The sequence below is a fragment of the Nonlabens sp. Asnod3-H03 genome (assembly GCF_045063665.1).
GTDB lineage: Bacteria > Bacteroidota > Bacteroidia > Flavobacteriales > Flavobacteriaceae > Nonlabens > Nonlabens ulvanivorans.
In genome coordinates, this window is sequence record NZ_JBEFOD010000008.1 from 353,803 (window position 1) to 371,516 (window position 17,714).

Below are 17,714 nucleotides of genomic sequence, written 5' to 3' on the forward strand. Positions count from 1 at the left end.
TTACTCGTCTCTTAAGGCTTCTATAGGTTTAATATTTGCAGCTCTTCTAGCTGGTATAAAACCTGCTAAAGCACCAGCAACTATTAATATAATGACCGTGGTTATGGATGTTACAAAATCAACTTTAGGATATTTAATGAAGTCTGCTTCAATTTGAGGACCTACTAACTCCAGTAAACCAACACCAAAAAACAATCCTATTAATCCCGCAAGACTCGTTATAAAAATAGCCTCTTGTAATACCATCCATATAATTTCTGAAGGCAATGCTCCTAAAGCTTTTCTGATTCCTATTTCTTTGGTACGCTCTTTGACTATAATAAGCATTATGTTACCTACTCCTACCACACCTGCAATAATAGTTCCTATACCAATAAACCAGAACACCGCTCTTATGGTATCTATTAAACCATAAATTTTCTTAGCTTCTTCAAGTGTATCGTTAACTCTCACAGCGATTCGATCATCTGGTGCAACACTAAATCTAGTGCGCAAATCTTGATCAATGCTTTGAGACATTGCAGCGCTCAACGCAACCGCTTCATCAAAACTATCACTCATTTTAACTGTATAAGCAATGCGGTTGATATTTTCTCCAGCGTTAAATACTTTTTGAGCGGTGGTCATAGGAATGAACAATCGTGTCTCCTCTCGTGTACCACCTGGATCTGTATAAACACCAACTACCGTAAAATTAATATTATTATTGAGTATAATAGTTTCTCCTACAGCCTCTTCGTCTCCAAACAAATCTTGTTTCATCTGATATCCTAGTAGACCTACTTTACGCGAACCATCGATATCTGAATTATTTATAAATCGCCCGCTTACTAATGTGGCATTTTCAATAAATTGTTGATCTGGGAAAGCTCCTTCAATACGATAGCTTCCTTGCTTTTCTTTATAATTTATCTGTCCACCCCATGTGTTATATAAACTCGTTTTATATTCAATCTGATCCTCATATTTTTGATTCAAATTTTCATAATCCTTATTAGTCATTTGAAGACGACGACCAGGATTAAGACCCTTAAACCCTTTTGTAGTTACTCTAGTACTTACCTGAATACGGTTTGTTGCATCACTTTCAAATTGTGATTTCACACCATTCTGTATACCAGATGAAAACCCTAGTAAAATGACTAAAATGAATATCCCAGATGCGACAGAAAGGCTCGTTAAAAATGTACGCAATTTATTCTTACGTATGGTTTCAAAAATCTCTTGCCAGCGTTCGATATTAAACATGCGACAGTGCTTTAACCTGATCAACCATAGTATCATCTATGATTAAACCATCTTTAAGATTTACAATACGCTTAGTCATTTGAGCGATGTCAGGCTCATGCGTTACGATAAGAATAGTACGACCTTCTTCATTAATACCTTGAATAAGGTCCATGACCTCGTAAGAAGTTTTAGTGTCTAAGGCTCCTGTAGGCTCATCTGCTAGTAATACTTTAGGATCACTGGCCAGTGCTCTCGCAATTGCCACACGTTGTTTCTGACCACCAGACAATTGATTAGGTAAGTGATTAGCCCAGTCTGCTAGACCTACCTTTTCAAGGTAATGCATGGCACGCTCATCACGTTCTTTACGACCTACTTTCTGATAATACAACGGTAAGGCCACATTATCTATAGCGTTCTTATAATTAATTAGATTAAACGATTGAAAAATAAAACCTAAGAATTTATTGCGATACTGTGCCGCAAGCTTTTCATTAAGGTTTTTAATAGGGACTCCATCTAATGTATAACTTCCATGATCTGCTTCATCCAGCATACCTAAAATATTAAGTAAGGTAGATTTACCAGATCCTGAGGAACCCATTATAGATACTAACTCACCTTCTTTTACAGAAAAATTAATTCCCTTAAGTACGTGAAGTGAGTTATTTCCTGTGCTGTAGGATTTATGCAGGTCCTTTATTTCAATCATGGCTAGTGTTTCTAAACGAGCTATAAAGCAAGCTTAATTACTAAGACCCTAAATTTCATAAGATGTTACAGCAATAAATGATAATTAAATGTTAATTCAACTTTTTTTAGTCGTTGAACGATAAACGAGATAAATGATCCCACCTACTAAGATATACGGGAAAATCATTAAATACGTGATTCCATTATTCAAGCCTTCAGCAGCTTTAGTATCTCCACCACTTTCAATTACTGCACGACACATAGCACATTGCGCTTTCGCGAAAGCGGAATAAAAAAGGACGATAAGAAATAATAATATTTTTTTCATCTCTAATAATATGGATACATGAATAAATAAACCAAAACACCTGTAATTGCAACATACATCCATATAGGAAATGTCCAACGAGCAATTTTCTTATGTTTTTCAAATTTTTGAGTCCAGGCAAAATACATGGTATATAACACTAAGGGTAAAATGATACCTGACAGCACGATGTGTGTTAATAAGATAAATAAGTAAACAAACCTGAACGACGCATCTTCTGGATATGGCACTGGCTCATTACTGATTTTGGAAATCACATAGCTCACTAAAAATATCGCAGATAGAACAAAAGCTGTAGTCATCACTTTTCTATGTGCCGTTTTGTTTCCAATTTTAATTAACCTAAAACCCGTAAATAATAATAGTGCAGTCATTCCATTAATCACTGCGTGAAATAGAGGAAATAATCCTGACTCAACACCTAGGAAGTTATACCTCTCTGGCATTAACATCAATAGCACCACCACAAGAGGTACTAATATTGATATGGTTATTATAATTGCCGGTCCGTTCTTTTCTAGCGTACTCATAATTACTTATTTAAAAGAGTTTGTGCGTCTTGTATAATTTCTTTCAATTGTGGTGCAATACCATTTTCTTCAACACCATTATATACCATCATCCAATTGCCATAGGCGTCTTTGCGAGAGCGTATTTTACCTTCTCTATCTACTAAAGCAAAATTACCGCTATGCTCAAATTTTATTAGGCTGTCTTGACTTTCTCCCACATAGGCACTGAAGCCTTCTCTTGCGAGCTTAAAAGTAGCCTCTTTATCTCCACGAGCAAAGTGCCATAATCCGTCTATAGCATCATGACGATCTGCATAATTTTTAAGGACTGGTTGTTTATCATAATCTGGATCTATGCTCACGGACAAAATCTTGAAATCGGGATGGCTTTTCAATTCATCTTGAACCGTTTTTAAATTATGACTCATAGGTGCACAAATAGTAGGACAAGATGTAAAGAAAAAATCTACTATATAAACTTTTCCTTTCAAGGATTCATTGGTAATGGTATCACCATTTTGATCTACAAATTCAAAATCAGGAACTGTATTAAATTTTTTAAGAAATTTATCTGCCACTGGCGCTCGATCTTCAGAGCGGTTACTATCCACGACTTTATCTTTATTGATGTAGTGTACTACGTTAGTTACCGCAAAATAACCAAATATGAGGATGATTATCCCTAGCCCTATGTAATATGGAGTATCCTTAGACTTACTCATCTTCTTGAATTTTTTGATCTCTATTTTTTTTGAAAGCAAATCGATATTCTGCAAGTAATACACGCATATCGTCTATCATTCTTTTATTGAGTTGTGCTGCTGTTCTTGTATTATAACCATAAACAACACCATCTTCTTCAATATCATCATCATCACGACCTCTTAAATTCCTATCTAAGTCGATAACAAAAGCATAGTCTGATGATAAATCTTTATTTAAAACATCATCTGTTTTAAAACTGTTATAAAGAGCCTGAACTTGTTGATGGTTACCTTTTAAAAAGTGCCAATCCTGCAGATCGGTTGTTTCACCCATTTGCTCTACAATTTGCTCTATATCATCCACACCAGATTCTGGAATTATACTGATCATTTGAAAAGTATTGAAGCCGTGGAATTTCTTGTATATTTTCTCATTAAGGTTAGAGACGTAACCTAAACGCTCATAAGGATTATCTCCTAAAAAAGTAATGATTGTAACACTATCCTTAAGTTGTGTTGCCGTTCCTTGAATTATTTCAAATTGATCGATTTCCTGCACATTTTCTGTAACAACAGGTAATGTCTCAAAGTGATGCTCACCATTAAGAAAGAAGAGGTATGCTACTAAGGGCAGAGCAAACAAAACCACAATAACGAATTTTTTAGAAAACTCGCTGGTTTGTTTAATTCCTTCGGCCTTTGGAAAATCTGACATATTAAGGTATAAAAAAGGACGGAAAAACCGTCCTTAATAATTTATTCAATTAGTATGCATTAGAAGTCAAAACTTACAGCTGCATTTTTATAAACTTGGTAAATATATTCTCCTTCTACAAGTAAAATTGCAATAAGGTATATTATTAAGAATACTCCTGTCCATACTACTGCGCGACGCAATCCACTTACTTCATCTCTCATGTGCATGAAATCCCAAGTAATGTAATACGCTTTTACTAAAGTAAGAATGATGAATATCCAGTTTAATATTTTCAATCCTAATATATGACCGTTTAAAGAGTCAGGTTTAATATAACCTAAAGCAACCTCAACGATTGTTATTAAAGAAAGAAATATAAGTACACCCCAAATTTTTTGAGTGTTAGATTTGAACTTTACAAGACCTCTAAAGATCTCTAATTTGTGTTCTGCGTGTCCGTCAGTATGTGCTGCGTGATCTGCCATTTTAATGTCTTAAAAAATTATACTAGGTAGAAGAATGTAAATACAAATACCCAAACTAAATCTACAAAGTGCCAGTAAAGACCAACTTTCTCTACCATTTCATAACTACCTCTTCTTTCATAAGTACCTAATAGTACATTGAAGAAAATAATTAGATTAAAAAGAACACCAGAGAATACGTGGAAACCGTGGAATCCAGTGATAAAGAAAAAGAAATCTGCAAATAGAGGTGCTCCATATTCGTTTTCAGAAAGATTTGCTCCCTCTACCACACCTACTGCTTGATTATTTAGTTTAAACAAAGACTCTTCTCTAGATAAAAGTAACTTCTCTGAGGCACCTGTCTCCTCATTAACAATAAGTTGTTGTGTTCTGATTCTTAAATCAGGATTTGCAGCAAACCCTTTTCTCACCTCATCAATTGTGTAAGTAGAACCTATCGGATCATCTGATTGATACCAGATACCTTCATTATTACCTAATGCCTCTACAGGACGTTCTCCTACAGTCACAAATTCGTTTAAGGCTACACGAGAACCTTCGGCATCAGTAAATTGAAGAATCTTTCCTCCTTTAGTTTTTACGGCACCATATTCTCCATTAATAAAGTTTTTCCATTCCCAAGCTTGAGAACCTACGAATATTAAACCACCGATAACGGTAAGTAATAAATAGAAAGATACTTTTTTCCTATCCATGTGGTGACCAGCATCTACAGCTAGAACCATCGTCACCGATGAACCAATAAGGATAAAGGTCATTAAGGCAACATAGAACATAGGTGCATCAGTCCCATGCATAAACGGGAAGTGATTAAACACCTCATCTGCGATAGGCCATTCTTCTATAAATTTAAATCTTGAGAAACCGTAAGCGGCAAGAAATCCTGAAAAGGTCAATGCATCCGATAGGATGAAAAACCACATCATCATTTTACCATAACTAGCCTTGAGAGGATTTGATCCACCACCCCAAGTTTGCCCTTCGGTACCAGTAGGAGCTACTGTTGTATCCATAATCTTTAATTAAAAATAATGTGCTGCAAAAGTACTCTAAAAAATGTCTTTAGCAAACACTAAAAATAATAGTAGATATATCCATAACACATCTACAAAGTGCCAAAATACGGCACCTAATTCGAAACCTAAAATTTTTGTTGGAGAATATTTTCCTTGCAACACACGTATAGTCATGACTAGCAACGCAATAAGCCCTGCAGCGATGTGAGCTAAATGGGCTACAACAATCACATAAATGAATGATGCATTCACACTACTTCCTTCTCCGGTTAAAAATATTTTTTCATTTACTAGACTATCAAAGCCTGCAAATTGCATAAAAACAAAGGTGCTTCCCAGTATAAAAGTAATAACTGTAAGTATAGTTGCTCCTTTTTTGTTGTTATTAAGAATAGCTTTTTTTGCAAAAAATAAGGTTAGACTACTCAACAAAATAACTCCAGTACTCCAGAAAAACTCTTCAGGTAATTCTATCTCAACCCAATCCTTACGACCACGACTTACAACATAAGCACTTGTAAGTCCTGCAAACATCATAATTAGACTTACAATACCAAACCACATCATTTGTTTTTTGGAACGTGCAATTTTCTCATCGTGCGTTAATTCTATCTCTTCCATCGTTTATCTTAAAAATTTATCAACCACATAGATGATTTGAATCAATGTGATATAACTAACACTAACTAGCATTAATTTTCTTGCAACCTGATTAGTGCGCTCTTTAAAAAGTTTTATGGCATAATATAAAAACCATAAACCCAATAAACCTACTAACACAGCACTTATCCAAGTCATGTATAAGCTACCTGTTACACCAAATGCCGGAATCAGCGATATGGATATTGTCCAAACCGTATACCAGATTATCTGCACAGCAGTACCTTTATTTGCTCCACCAGTAGGCAACATTTTAAAGCCACCTGCTTTATAGTCGTCTTCTAGCATCCATCCTATCGCCCAAAAGTGAGGAAATTGCCAAAAAAACTGCAGCATAAACAAAGTACCTGGTTCTATCCCAAAATTACCACTCGCTGCAACCCAACCTAGCATGTAGGGAATCGCACCTGGAAAAGCGCCTACAAACACACAAAGTGGCGTCCTAGTCTTTAGTGGCGTGTAGACTGCCGCATAAAGGATAATACTTAACGCACCAAAAAAGGCCGTTGCAAAATTGATAAGATATAGTATATAAATTCCACTGAATGCCATGATTAAACCATAGACCCATGCCGTGGAAACACTTATGCGACCTGTAGGAAGTGGTCTATTGCGCGTTCTTTTCATAAGCGCATCTAGATCCTTCTCTATAATTTGATTAAAAACGTTTGAAGAACCTACTAAAAAATAGCCGCCTACTATGAGCATCAAAATAACCTTCCAATCATACACCTCAGCGCCTAAAAAATAACCTGCAATAGAAGAAAACACCACAACTACAGATAATCGTGGCTTTGTAATTTCTATCAAGTTTCTCACCATGCTCGGTGATTTTTCTATGGCATTTACTTCTGTCAAAAAACTGTTTTAAATAGTTGATTTTAAAGGTTTGCAAAGATACCTTACAACAGCTTTGTGGCAAAGGAATTTAAATGCTTTCAAAGATATTTATGATTTATGAAGATTTGCGTCTCTACGCTTTCGCGAAAGCGTACTTCTCAAACGCAAAAAAGGAACCTAAAACGGGTTCCTTTTTTTTATATGATAAGAAGACAAGTTTACTTTTTGCGCTTCAACTTTACAAAGCCTATACCTACAGCAGCCGCTATAGCAAGCGCAATACCTGGTATAGGTGCTGGTGCTGCATCTGGAACATCTTCTACAAATCCTACTTGAGCCATAGCTGTCATGGATAAAGTTAAAAAGGCAATTAAAGCTATTGATTTTATGTTTTTCATTACTTCTGTATTAATAATATTAAAGGGAACTATAGTTAAGAACAATCGCTAATTTAACATATATTAACAAATGGACTTGAAACAAATATACACTTTTCAATAAAACAGCTCAACGCTTATCAAAGATTTATCACATGAAACCTCATAATCATAACGTTAAGGTAATCTTTACATCGATTTTGTTTTATTTTCCTTTAATTATCCCACCACAAAATTCACAATCTTACCTGGTACAATAATCGTTTTACGTATTTGTCTTCCTTCTAATTGTTGCTGTACTTTCTCATTTGCAAGCACCATTTTCTCTAACTCGTCTTTTGAAACATCTACTGGTAAATCCAGCGTAAATTTCATCTTACCATTAAAAGAAATAGGGTAGGTCTTGCTGCTTTCTACCAAGTGCTTTTCATCAAACACTGGAAAAGGCGCTTCACTTATCGACTCGTTATGACCTAACAATGACCATAATTCTTCAGCGATGTGTGGTGCATATGGCGATACAAGAACAGCAAGTGGTTCTAACACCTCGCGACTATTACATTTTTGAGCAGTCAACTCATTTACGGCAATCATAAAACTACTAACGCTGGTATTAAATGAAAAGTTCTCAATATCATCCTGCACCTTTTTAATGGTCTTGTGCAAGGTTTTCATGCTATCTGGTGATGCTTTCTCTTCACTTACAGCAAATCCATTATCATTATGATATAGTTTCCACAGCTTTTTCATAAACCCATAAACTCCTGTAATTCCTGCTGTATTCCATGGTTTTGCCTGCTCTAGCGGACCTAAAAACATCTCGTACAAACGCAAAGTATCTGCTCCATACTGATCACAAATATCATCTGGGCTAACGACGTTGTATTTAGACTTAGACATTTTTTCTACTTCGCGAGAGACTTTGAATGTTCCGTCTACAGCAGTAATGAATTCTGTAGATGCATAATCTGGACGCCAAACTTTAAAAGCTTCCATATCCAATTCATTCTGAAGATTAACTAAAGAAACGTCTGCATGAAGCTTTCTTCCTGACTTGATATTTAAATCCTTAGCTTTTACACCTTGAGAAATAAATCGTTTTTCAACCCTACCATCAACTTCAACCTCTAACTCCTTCACAAAAGCACTCTCACCAAGAATCATCCCTTGATTAATCATCTTTTGGAACGGTTCTTCTACCGTGACTTTACCTAGATCGTGTAATAATTTTACCCAAAATCTACTGTACAATAAGTGACCTGTCGCGTGCTCGCTACCTCCTATATATAGATCTACGTTATTCCAGTATTCTTGTGCTTCCTTAGAAAACATTTCGTTTTCATTATTGGCATCCATGTATCTGAACATATACCATGAACTACCTGCCCAACCTGGCATGGTGTTCAATTCTAGTGGATATACACAATCGCGATCGTCATCGTTAGAAACGACTTTATTTTCTTGAGTACACCAGCTCCACGTTGTCGCACGTCCCAAAGGTGGCGCACCATCTTCAGTTGGTAAATATTCATCTACCTCTGGTAATGCGATAGGCAAGTGCTTGCTATCTATCATTTGTGGCAATCCGTCCTTATAATATACTGGGAATGGCTCACCCCAATAACGCTGTCTAGAAAATACCGCATCACGCAATCTGTAATTGGTTTTTCCTTTTCCTGCACCTATTTCTTCAAGTTTTTGAATCGCTGCGTACATCGCTTGTTTGTAACTTATTCCGTTTAAGAAATCACTGTTACAAAGCGGCGTCTTATCTTTTGCTCCATAAGCCTCTTCAGATATATCCACACCATCAAAAATATTCTTGATCGCTGGCATTCCTTCCTGACCTGCAAAGTAATTGGCAAATGCATAATCACGCTCATCACCACACGGTACTGCCATTACAGCGCCAGTTCCATAACCAGCCAAAACATAATCACCGATCCATACTGGTACTGGCTCACCACTTAATGGATGCGTAGCATATGCTCCTGTGAATACTCCAGAAATAGTCTTCACATCGGCCATGCGTTCTCTTTCTGAACGTGCAGCTGTTGCTTTTTTATAAGCTTCTACCGCGTCTTTTTGTGCCGCAGTAGTAATTTGATCTACTAGCTCATGCTCTGGAGCAAGTGTCATGAATGTCACTCCGTAGATGGTATCTGGTCTAGTGGTAAAAACATCTATTTTATGGTCATCTAGTTGAAAAGACACCATCGCACCTACCGATTTCCCGATCCAGTTGCGTTGTATTTCTTTGATAGATTCTGCCCAGTCTAATCCTTCTAGACCTGTTAATAAACGCTCTGCAAACGCGCTAATTCTCATCATCCACTGACGCATTTTCTTGCGCACTACAGGATGTCCACCACGTTCTGAAACGCCATTAACAATCTCATCATTTGCTAGTACGGTTCCTAATGCTGGACACCAGTTTACTTCCGTATCTGCAAGAAAAGTTAATCTATAATCAAGCAATATCTCCTGTTGCTCTTTATCTGTAAACGCGTTCCACTCTGCAGCGGTGAACTGTCTCAAATCTTCGTCTGTGGCAGCGTTGATGTTGCTGTTTCCGCTTTCGCGAAAGCGAGATTCTAACAAACTAATAGGTTGCGCCTTATCTGCATCATTATCATACCAACTATCAAATAGCATGATAAAAATCTCTTGTGTATATTTATAATAATCTGGTGAAGAAGTTCTTACCTCACGATCCCAATCAAAACTAAAACCGATGCGATCCATCTGATTGCGGTATCCGGCAATTTTGTTTCCAGACTTATCTGTTCCACCTTCTATGTTAGTTTTAGTAGTCTCTGCAGGATGTTGACCTGTCTGTATCGCATACTGCTCTGCAGGCAATCCAAAACTATCATAACCCATAGGGTGCAAGACATTAAAACCCTTGTGACGCTTATAACGAGACACGATATCACTAGCAATATAACCTAACGGATGCCCTACGTGTAGCCCAGCACCACTAGGATATGGAAACATATCGAGTGCATAGAATTTAGGTTTATCTGAGTTATTTGTAGCTTTAAAAGTCTTATTAGCAGCCCAATGTTTTTGCCATTTTGCTTCTATAGATTTGTGATCGTAATGCGTCATTTTATAGTCTTATGAAAGAGCAAAAATAGGGTGTTTACAACAATGCCGAAACTTATAGCGTTGTAATCGTCAGTAGCTCATTTACTTTATTATTTTTGTGACACGATAAATTCTGTTATTTACTGCATGGCATCACACGAGAGATATCAAAAAAGACGATTATTCAGCTCCTACTTTTGGGTGGTGATTAGTGTATTTCTAGTATTGTTTTTACTAGGGATCATGGGCTTTTTCCTTTTAAACAGCCAGCAGATTGCAGACCACTTCCGTGAGCAAGTACCTATGTCTATTTACTTCAAGGATACTGCAAAAGAAGTAGAAATGCGACAGTTAGAGAAAACATTACAAATGGCAGATTATACTAAAAGCGCCATTTATGTCCCTGCAGAAGAAGGTGCAAAAAAACTGGTAGATGATCTAGGAGAAGATTTTATTGCAAACCTAGATGGTTTTAATCCATTACCGAATTCTATAGATGTGCGACTTAATGCAAATTTTGTTACCGATGGAGAGATTGAACAAATCGCCCAAGATCTAGCAGCCAAAGATTATGTGCAAGAAGTGCAGTATGACAAACCACTGGTTTCTTTATTGAATGAAAACGTGAAAAGAATCACCTTTTGGATGCTGGTTATCGCAGGTATATTTGTTTTAATATCTTTCTTATTGATTAACAGCTCCATCAGGCTATCGGTTTATGCAAAACGATTTACTATTAAAACCATGCAAATGGTAGGTGCAACTAAAGGTTTTATACGCAAACCATTTATATGGACTAGTGTAAAACTAGGATTGATAGGTGCTATCCTCGCTTTAATTGCACTGGCAGGTGTGGTTTACTGGATGAATGGATTGATTCCAGAATTAGAAATATTAAAAAATTATGAAATGCTTGCAATCCTTTTTGTAGGTGTATTAGTGTTTGGAGTTTTAATTAGTTTATTAAGTACATTTTTTGCAACAACGCGTTACTTGAACCTAAGGACTGATGAGCTTTATTATTAAATTAGGTTGTTGGATTTTGGGGTGATTGGTTATCTAGGAAGTTGTAGTTGAAATTAAAAAATGTCAGTTCGAGCGCAGTCGAGAACAGTTTATAAAATATAGTTTAGTCGCACTTCGTCAAGATAGTGTGACCATAAAGAAATAAACATGAAAAAAGGAACAATAAAAGAATCTAAAGGAGAACCATTACATCGCGGTGAAGAATATGACAATGAAAATATAAAACCACGTTTTGAATTTATCTTTAAAAAGAAAAATTACATGTGGATGATTATAGGTCTAATAGTTATTGTTACTGGATTTGCTTTGATGGCAGGTGGTGGCAGTGATAATCCAGAGGTGTTTAATGAAGCCATTTTTTCATGGCGCAGAATAAGACTTGCTCCTACATTAGTTCTTATAGGATTCGGTATAGAGATGTATGCTATACTATTAAATCCAGATAAATAATGGAGTGGTTAGACGCATTAATTTTAGGAGTTATACAAGGCCTTACAGAATTTCTACCTGTTTCATCAAGCGGTCATTTAGAATTAGGTAAAGCCATTTTAGGTGACAACTCTGTTCCTGAAGAGAGTCTTCTCTTTACGGTCGTACTTCACTTTGCTACCGCATTGAGCACTATTATTGTTTTTAGAAAAGATATTTTCAATTTGATTGCTGGTATTTTTTCTGGTCAGATGGACGATATGATTTTTGCGGGTAAGATTATCTTATCCATGATTCCAGCGGTAATCGTAGGGCTATTTTTTGAAGAACAATTAGAGGCCTTGTTTAATGGTAATATTGTTTTAGTAGGCTGTATGCTTATTGTAACAGGTTTATTATTATTTCTAGCCGGTAGAGCCAAAAATACTGGTAAAAACATAGGGTGGAAAGACGCTTTACTAATAGGTGTTTCTCAAGCAATCGCTATGTTGCCTGGTATATCACGTAGTGGTGCTACCATTTCAACTAGTGTCCTATTAGGTAATGATCGTACAAAGGCTGCTCGTTTCTCTTTTCTAATGGTTGTGCCGTTGATCTTTGGTAAGATAGCCAAAGACATTATGAGTGGCGACATATCGATGGAAAGCAGTGCGAGCATGCCACTTCTTATAGGATTTATAGCAGCATTTATTACTGGATTAATTGCTTGTACCTGGATGATTTCTTTAGTACGCAAAGCAAAACTGCATTACTTCTCATACTATTGTTTTGCAGTAGGTCTCATAGCAATCGCAGCTGGAGTTTTTAACGGTTAAATTAATATGGATCCTAATCAAAAACCCGTTACTAATCCTTATCAAATAGGTCAGGTACTTTTAATTGATAAACCTCTAGGTTGGTCATCTTTTCAAGTGGTGAATAAAATAAGATGGTTGATCAAACAAGAATATGGAATTAAGAAAATTAAAGTTGGCCACGCAGGAACTCTAGATCCATTAGCTAGTGGCCTTCTTATCATATGTACAGGTAAAGAGACTAAGAATATTCATGTGTATCAAGCGCAAGAAAAAGAATATACAGGCACCATAACTCTAGGAGCCACTACACCTAGCTATGATCTAGAAACTGAAATAGACAACCGTTTCCCGTTGAATGATATTACAGAAGAATTATTAGTAAAGACAACTTCACAATTTACTGGTGATATTATGCAAAAACCACCTATATATTCAGCCATTAAGAAGGATGGCAAAAGACTATATGAACTAGCACGTGCAGGTGAAACTACAGAAATCAAAGAACGTCAGGTAAATGTTCAGGCATTTGAATTGACTAAAATTAAGCTGCCTAAAGTTGACTTTAGAATTGAGTGTAGTAAAGGAACCTATATTAGATCCATGGCACATGATTATGGTAAAGCATTAAATAATGGCGGCCATTTAAGCGCATTGAGACGCACCGCAATAGGTAATTACCGAGTGGAAAACTCCATGACTCTAGAAGAATTTGAAGCAGATTTTAAGAATATAGAATCTTAAAACACCTTTACAGGAACCTCTAGACTGTCTATAATAGGTACTTCAAAATTAACCATGCCTTTTCCAGCACGTATACTACCATTGTATTTAATATCCACCTTTTGATTTACTAATATTTGCAATGTGGCATCCAGCAAACCTCGCCCTTTTTCTCCATAAAAATCCTTAGGCGACATGGTAGCCTTTAATGGTAAGATAAACTCGTCACTTGCAGGCATCTCAACATCTAAATCCTGATTAATCTCTGCCGTTTTACGACCATTTACATAGACATCAAACTTTGCTTTAGTCAAGTCTAGCCCTACAGGATTAGGATTAAAAAGTACACAATCACCACTAAGCTGCACATTATCTGATGTAGCATTGTTGATTTTTACATTTTTTATCTCTATAAAAACGACCTCTTCATAAGCATCTTGACACGACGTCATCGCAATAAGAATAGAACATAAGAGCAGTAAAGCACGCATAGCATTGAATTTGTGGTAAAGATAGTAGTAGTTATGCTTTCGCGAAAGCGTATTGAAACAACATATTTTTTGCTAACTTTCTAACTTGTAAAAACTTAACCCAACCATCATGAAAAAAACTCTACTCTTATCCTTTTTACTTATCGGATCAACAACTCTATTTGCACAAACGCAAAATGCACTTAGTTTTGACGGAACTAACGACTTTGTCCAAACCACATTCGCAGGTGTAGCTATTACTGCTGACAGGACTTTTGAAGCTCATATTAAAGTTAGCACTAGTGCTCCCAGTAACAATTTATGTATTTTAGATTACGGTACTGGCGCCTCTGGATCTAGAAATACCTTTATGGTTAATACCAATCAAGGTTTATCTTTCTTTTCAGGCGGAACTAATGGTAATTTATCTTCAACTACTGGAGTCATAACAGCAGGGCAATGGGTTCATGTTGCCTTTGTTTTATCTAGTGGCACAGGTTTTCTTTACGTAGACGGTGTTCAAGTTGGTACTGGAAATTTATCTGGTGTTAATACTCCATCAACAGGGAACAGTGTAAGAATAGGTAGACGTGTTCCTGGAGGAAATTTATATTTTTCAGGAGAAATTGACGAAGTTAGAATTTGGAACAGAGCATTATCTACAACTGAAATAGGTGCCAATATGAATACTGAACTTTGTCCTGATGCAACTGGGTTATTGGGTTATTATCAATTTAATGAAGGAGCTGCTGGAGGAACAAACACTTCAGTCACCACTCTTCCTAATATAGTTGCTTCTACAGATGGGACTTTGACTAATTTTGCTTTATCAGGAACTAGCTCAAATTGGGTAGCAGGACCATCTATGGTAACTGCTATTTTAGATGATGAAGTAACTGAAAGTAATGGAGTTTTAACTGCTCAGCAGTCAGGTGCTAGTTACAGATGGATTAGATGTTCAGATGGCGTTGTTATTTCTGGTGAAACTGCTATGACTTTTACACCTACGGCAACAGGATTTTATGCTGGTGAAATTACATTTAATGGGTGTACACAGGTTTCTGAATGTGTGGAAGTAACTACTTTAGGTGAAGAGTCATTTCAATTAAATAATCTAGTATTATCTCAAAACCCATCACAATTCTTAAGCTTTAAAGGAGCGATTGATCAAGAAGCTGTTATTTCTATTTATACTATATCTGGCAAGGAATTATTATCGGCTTCATTAAACGATTCTCAAACCATTCAACCTACTATAGCAAATGGTTTATATATGGTAACCGTTTCTCAAAATGGAGCTAGCAAAACTTTTAAGTGGATAAAGGAGTAACCGACGTAACTTAACTGATAATAAAAAAGCCAAGTAGAACACTTGGCTTTTTTAATTGAAACTATATTGAATTCCTCAACTCTTTCATCTGTGCTTCTAAAAATGCCATTTTATCTTCCATACTATCTGAAAAATCTGGAATACGACGGAAAAACACGTAACGTACACGCCATAACTCTTTGAGATCATTAACAGTAATAGTCTGATCGTCTATATTTTTATGATCAGCTCTGAGCACAAGACCATCGGCAGTGACGTATAACCTTCTTAATATAAGTTCGTTTTCAGTAACCGCAAGAACTATAGTACCATTATTAAGCTTCTTCACCACTTTATGAGGTACTTTTTCCCCAACTATAACATCTTTGGGATACAAACCTTTATCGTGACTGGTCATTTCTAAATTAGTAACCGTATAAGCTCTAAAGTCTTTCTCAGTATTGATAGGCAAGGTCAGACGAGGCATATCATCTATAAAAGATTGATTATCGTAATATTCAAGATAATCATCAGCTAACTTTTCGGTAATACATGGCACTTGAGCAAATTGCTCTCGCTCTAATTCTTCTGGCGTTAAGGTTAAGCGATCATTAAATTTTAATAACTGATTAACCGTTAACTCTGCAGTAAGTATATCATCTATAGAAATGCTAAAATAATTAGCAATCTTAATTATGGTTTCTATTTTTGGTTCGCTACGACCTTCTTCATAAGCACCTAAAGTACCTCTTTTTAAGTCGAATAGGTCTGCAAAAGCCTGCTGACTTAAGCTTTTAATTCCACGTATCTTTTTGATGTTTTTACCGAAAAACGACATTATTTTGCTAATTTTATTTGCAATTAAAAATAATTATGTATATTTACACTAACAATATTAGCAAAATAGTTTCTATTAAGCTAATATTTTGAGTAATACTTCAGTAATCTAACCAGTTATAACCTAGTTTACTCAAAATTTGAGCATTATAAAACAGTAGGCCGTTGTCATATAATGTATCAAGACCATTTAAAACCAATAACTATAAAAACTTTTAATTATGATACTCTTAATGATTTACGTTGCAGATATCGCACTGCATATTTTAGTGGGATAAGAAGTTCCTTTTTCGTAATATTAAACCTACCAATAAAAACCTATGAATAATTACTTCAGCACTATTAAAGAATACCTATTACAGCTAGATTTTGACATCATTAGAGAAAATCCGCAAGACGGAATCCTAGTGATTGAAAAAGAAAGCGCTGGTGTTAAAAATATGATTTTAGGAATAGCACCACCCATTTTAATCATGGAGCAATACATTTTTAAAATCAATAACAAGAATGAAGAAGTTTTCAAAAGTCTTTTACAAAAAAACCGCGATATCATTCACGGCGCATTTGTGCTAGACGAAAGTGGATCTAAAGTCATCTTTAGAGATACCTTACAAATAGAAAACCTAGACCTTAACGAGTTAGAAGGTACTCTTAACTCATTAAGTTTATTAATGAGTGAGTACTCTGACCAAATTATCAAATTTTCAAAATACTAGATGCATACAATGCATCTAAAAGTAACGGCAGATTGCATCTGCCATAAAAAACTAATATCATGAACATATTTAAAAGAATTTTCAAAATAGGAGAAGCACAAGCTAACAAAGCAGTTGACAACCTAGAAGATCCTATCACCATGACCGAGCAAGGTATACGTGACATGAAAGCAGATCTTAATAAAAGTGTAGAGGCTATGGCCCAAGTAAAAGCACTAGCCATACGTTCTAAAAATGAGCGAGATGAACACGAATCCAAAGCTAAAGACTATGAATCCAAAGCTATGTTGATTCTCAAAAAAGCACATTCTGGCGACATGGCAGTAGAAGAAGCAGATCGTCTGGCTAAAGAAGCACTTGCAAAAAAGGAAGAAGCACAACAACACGCAAATCGCGCCGCTGCAGACACAGAAAAGTTTGATAAAAATGTTTCTCAATTAAAAGATACCATTGAGACCATCAAAGGAAACATCACCAACTGGGAAAACGAACTTAAAACGTTGAAAGCACGTGTTAAAGTAAGTGATGCCACTAAAAATGTCAATAAACAAATGGCAGAACTTGATAGCGCAGGAACAGTAAGCATGCTCGAGCGTATGAAAGAAAAAGTCGCACAAGACGAAGCTCTTGCAGAGGCTTATGGAGATCTAGCAAAGACGACAAAATCTGTAGACGATGAAATCGATGCTGCTGCAGATATGACGGAATCTAAACTTGACGATGATCTAGCAAAGCTCAAAGAGCAGTTGGGAATCAAAAAAGATGAAGCATAAGG

At 36.1% G+C, this 17,714-nt stretch carries 21 protein-coding genes; 7 read left to right on the forward strand and 14 right to left on the reverse strand.

Translation table 11 applies throughout. From position 1 onward, the window contains the following. The 12 genes from ACJJVI_RS04790 to leuS form a co-directional block, all read right to left on the reverse strand. Complete coding sequence (locus tag ACJJVI_RS04790; protein ID WP_036583695.1) at nt 1-1,248, reverse strand: ABC transporter permease; 1,248 nt, start codon at nt 1,246-1,248, stop codon at nt 1-3. After that, nucleotides 1,241-1,942, reverse strand: coding sequence for an ABC transporter ATP-binding protein (locus ACJJVI_RS04795; protein WP_036583693.1), 702 nt, complete (start codon nt 1,940-1,942; stop codon nt 1,241-1,243). The genes ACJJVI_RS04790 and ACJJVI_RS04795 overlap by 8 nt, the downstream gene beginning before the upstream one ends. A gap of 96 nt (nt 1,943-2,038) precedes the next feature. Next, nucleotides 2,039-2,251, reverse strand: coding sequence for a hypothetical protein (locus ACJJVI_RS04800; protein WP_042244814.1), 213 nt, complete (start codon nt 2,249-2,251; stop codon nt 2,039-2,041). Between the two features lie 2 nt (nt 2,252-2,253). Continuing rightward, a complete protein-coding gene (locus tag ACJJVI_RS04805) occupies nt 2,254-2,781 on the reverse strand; it encodes a DUF420 domain-containing protein (RefSeq protein ID WP_405350761.1) in 528 nt (175 codons plus the stop codon). A 2-nt stretch (nt 2,782-2,783) separates the two neighbouring features. Beyond that, nucleotides 2,784-3,485, reverse strand: a complete 702-nt coding sequence (locus ACJJVI_RS04810; RefSeq protein WP_405350763.1) for an SCO family protein — start codon at nt 3,483-3,485, stop codon at nt 2,784-2,786. Further along, nucleotides 3,478-4,182, reverse strand: coding sequence for a membrane or secreted protein (locus ACJJVI_RS04815; RefSeq protein WP_397302026.1), 705 nt, complete (start codon nt 4,180-4,182; stop codon nt 3,478-3,480). Before ACJJVI_RS04815 ends, ACJJVI_RS04810 begins: the two co-directional genes overlap by 8 nt. 59 nt (nt 4,183-4,241) lie before the next feature. Continuing rightward, a complete protein-coding gene (locus ACJJVI_RS04820; RefSeq protein WP_036583682.1) occupies nt 4,242-4,649 on the reverse strand; it encodes a cytochrome C oxidase subunit IV family protein in 408 nt (135 codons plus the stop codon). Nucleotides 4,650-4,666: 17 nt separating this feature from the next. Beyond that, nucleotides 4,667-5,665 carry a cytochrome c oxidase subunit 3 gene (locus tag ACJJVI_RS04825; RefSeq protein WP_036583680.1) on the reverse strand — a complete coding sequence of 333 codons (999 nt, stop codon included), beginning with the start codon at nt 5,663-5,665 and terminating at the stop codon, nt 4,667-4,669. 36 nt (nt 5,666-5,701) lie between these two features. Further along, nucleotides 5,702-6,289: a cytochrome c oxidase subunit 3 gene (locus tag ACJJVI_RS04830; RefSeq protein ID WP_317290353.1), complete on the reverse strand. Its 588-nt coding sequence runs from the start codon at nt 6,287-6,289 to the stop codon at nt 5,702-5,704. Nucleotides 6,290-6,292: 3 nt separating this feature from the next. After that, nucleotides 6,293-7,186: a heme o synthase gene (gene cyoE / locus ACJJVI_RS04835; RefSeq protein WP_036583675.1), complete on the reverse strand. Its 894-nt coding sequence runs from the start codon at nt 7,184-7,186 to the stop codon at nt 6,293-6,295. Between the two features lie 200 nt (nt 7,187-7,386). Then, nucleotides 7,387-7,566, reverse strand: a complete 180-nt coding sequence (locus ACJJVI_RS04840) for a hypothetical protein (protein ID WP_042294974.1) — start codon at nt 7,564-7,566, stop codon at nt 7,387-7,389. Nucleotides 7,567-7,764: 198 nt separating this feature from the next. Beyond that, nucleotides 7,765-10,656: a leucine--tRNA ligase gene (leuS, locus tag ACJJVI_RS04845; RefSeq protein WP_405350768.1), complete on the reverse strand. Its 2,892-nt coding sequence runs from the start codon at nt 10,654-10,656 to the stop codon at nt 7,765-7,767. Between the two features lie 126 nt (nt 10,657-10,782). Here leuS and ACJJVI_RS04850 point away from each other — a divergent pair, with 126 nt between their 5' ends. The 4 genes from ACJJVI_RS04850 (at nt 10,783) to truB (ending at nt 13,628) form a co-directional block, all read left to right on the forward strand. Beyond that, the gene (locus ACJJVI_RS04850) at nt 10,783-11,661 is read left to right on the forward strand and encodes an ABC transporter permease (RefSeq protein WP_042244830.1); all 879 of its coding nucleotides are present in this window, start codon (nt 10,783-10,785) and stop codon (nt 11,659-11,661) included. 147 nt (nt 11,662-11,808) lie between these two features. After that, entirely contained in the window at nt 11,809-12,111 is a 303-nt protein-coding gene (locus tag ACJJVI_RS04855; RefSeq protein ID WP_405350770.1) for a DUF3098 domain-containing protein, read from the forward strand. Continuing rightward, on the forward strand, nt 12,111-12,905 hold the full coding sequence (locus ACJJVI_RS04860) for an undecaprenyl-diphosphate phosphatase (RefSeq protein WP_036583666.1): 795 nt from the start codon (nt 12,111-12,113) through the stop codon (nt 12,903-12,905). Before ACJJVI_RS04855 ends, ACJJVI_RS04860 begins: the two co-directional genes overlap by 1 nt. Before the next feature lie 6 nt (nt 12,906-12,911). Beyond that, nucleotides 12,912-13,628 carry a tRNA pseudouridine(55) synthase TruB gene (truB, locus tag ACJJVI_RS04865; protein WP_405350772.1) on the forward strand — a complete coding sequence of 239 codons (717 nt, stop codon included), beginning with the start codon at nt 12,912-12,914 and terminating at the stop codon, nt 13,626-13,628. Here truB and ACJJVI_RS04870 read toward each other — a convergent pair. Beyond that, nucleotides 13,625-14,098, reverse strand: a complete 474-nt coding sequence (locus tag ACJJVI_RS04870; protein WP_317290358.1) for an LEA type 2 family protein — start codon at nt 14,096-14,098, stop codon at nt 13,625-13,627. The genes truB and ACJJVI_RS04870 overlap by 4 nt on opposite strands. Nucleotides 14,099-14,207: 109 nt before the next feature. On the opposite strand from ACJJVI_RS04870, the gene ACJJVI_RS04875 reads away from it, so the two are divergent. Continuing rightward, complete coding sequence (locus ACJJVI_RS04875; RefSeq protein WP_317290359.1) at nt 14,208-15,407, forward strand: LamG-like jellyroll fold domain-containing protein; 1,200 nt, start codon at nt 14,208-14,210, stop codon at nt 15,405-15,407. Nucleotides 15,408-15,468: 61 nt separating this feature from the next. Here the strand turns inward: ACJJVI_RS04875 and ACJJVI_RS04880 are convergent, their stop codons facing one another. Continuing rightward, nucleotides 15,469-16,224 carry a helix-turn-helix domain-containing protein gene (locus ACJJVI_RS04880; RefSeq protein ID WP_036583657.1) on the reverse strand — a complete coding sequence of 252 codons (756 nt, stop codon included), beginning with the start codon at nt 16,222-16,224 and terminating at the stop codon, nt 15,469-15,471. A 319-nt stretch (nt 16,225-16,543) separates the two neighbouring features. On the opposite strand from ACJJVI_RS04880, the gene ACJJVI_RS04885 reads away from it, so the two are divergent. Continuing rightward, nucleotides 16,544-16,939, forward strand: a complete 396-nt coding sequence (locus ACJJVI_RS04885; protein ID WP_036583655.1) for a hypothetical protein — start codon at nt 16,544-16,546, stop codon at nt 16,937-16,939. 59 nt (nt 16,940-16,998) lie between these two features. Continuing rightward, nucleotides 16,999-17,712 carry a PspA/IM30 family protein gene (locus ACJJVI_RS04890; RefSeq protein WP_036583652.1) on the forward strand — a complete coding sequence of 238 codons (714 nt, stop codon included), beginning with the start codon at nt 16,999-17,001 and terminating at the stop codon, nt 17,710-17,712. The last annotated feature ends 2 nt before the right edge of the window (nt 17,713-17,714 follow it).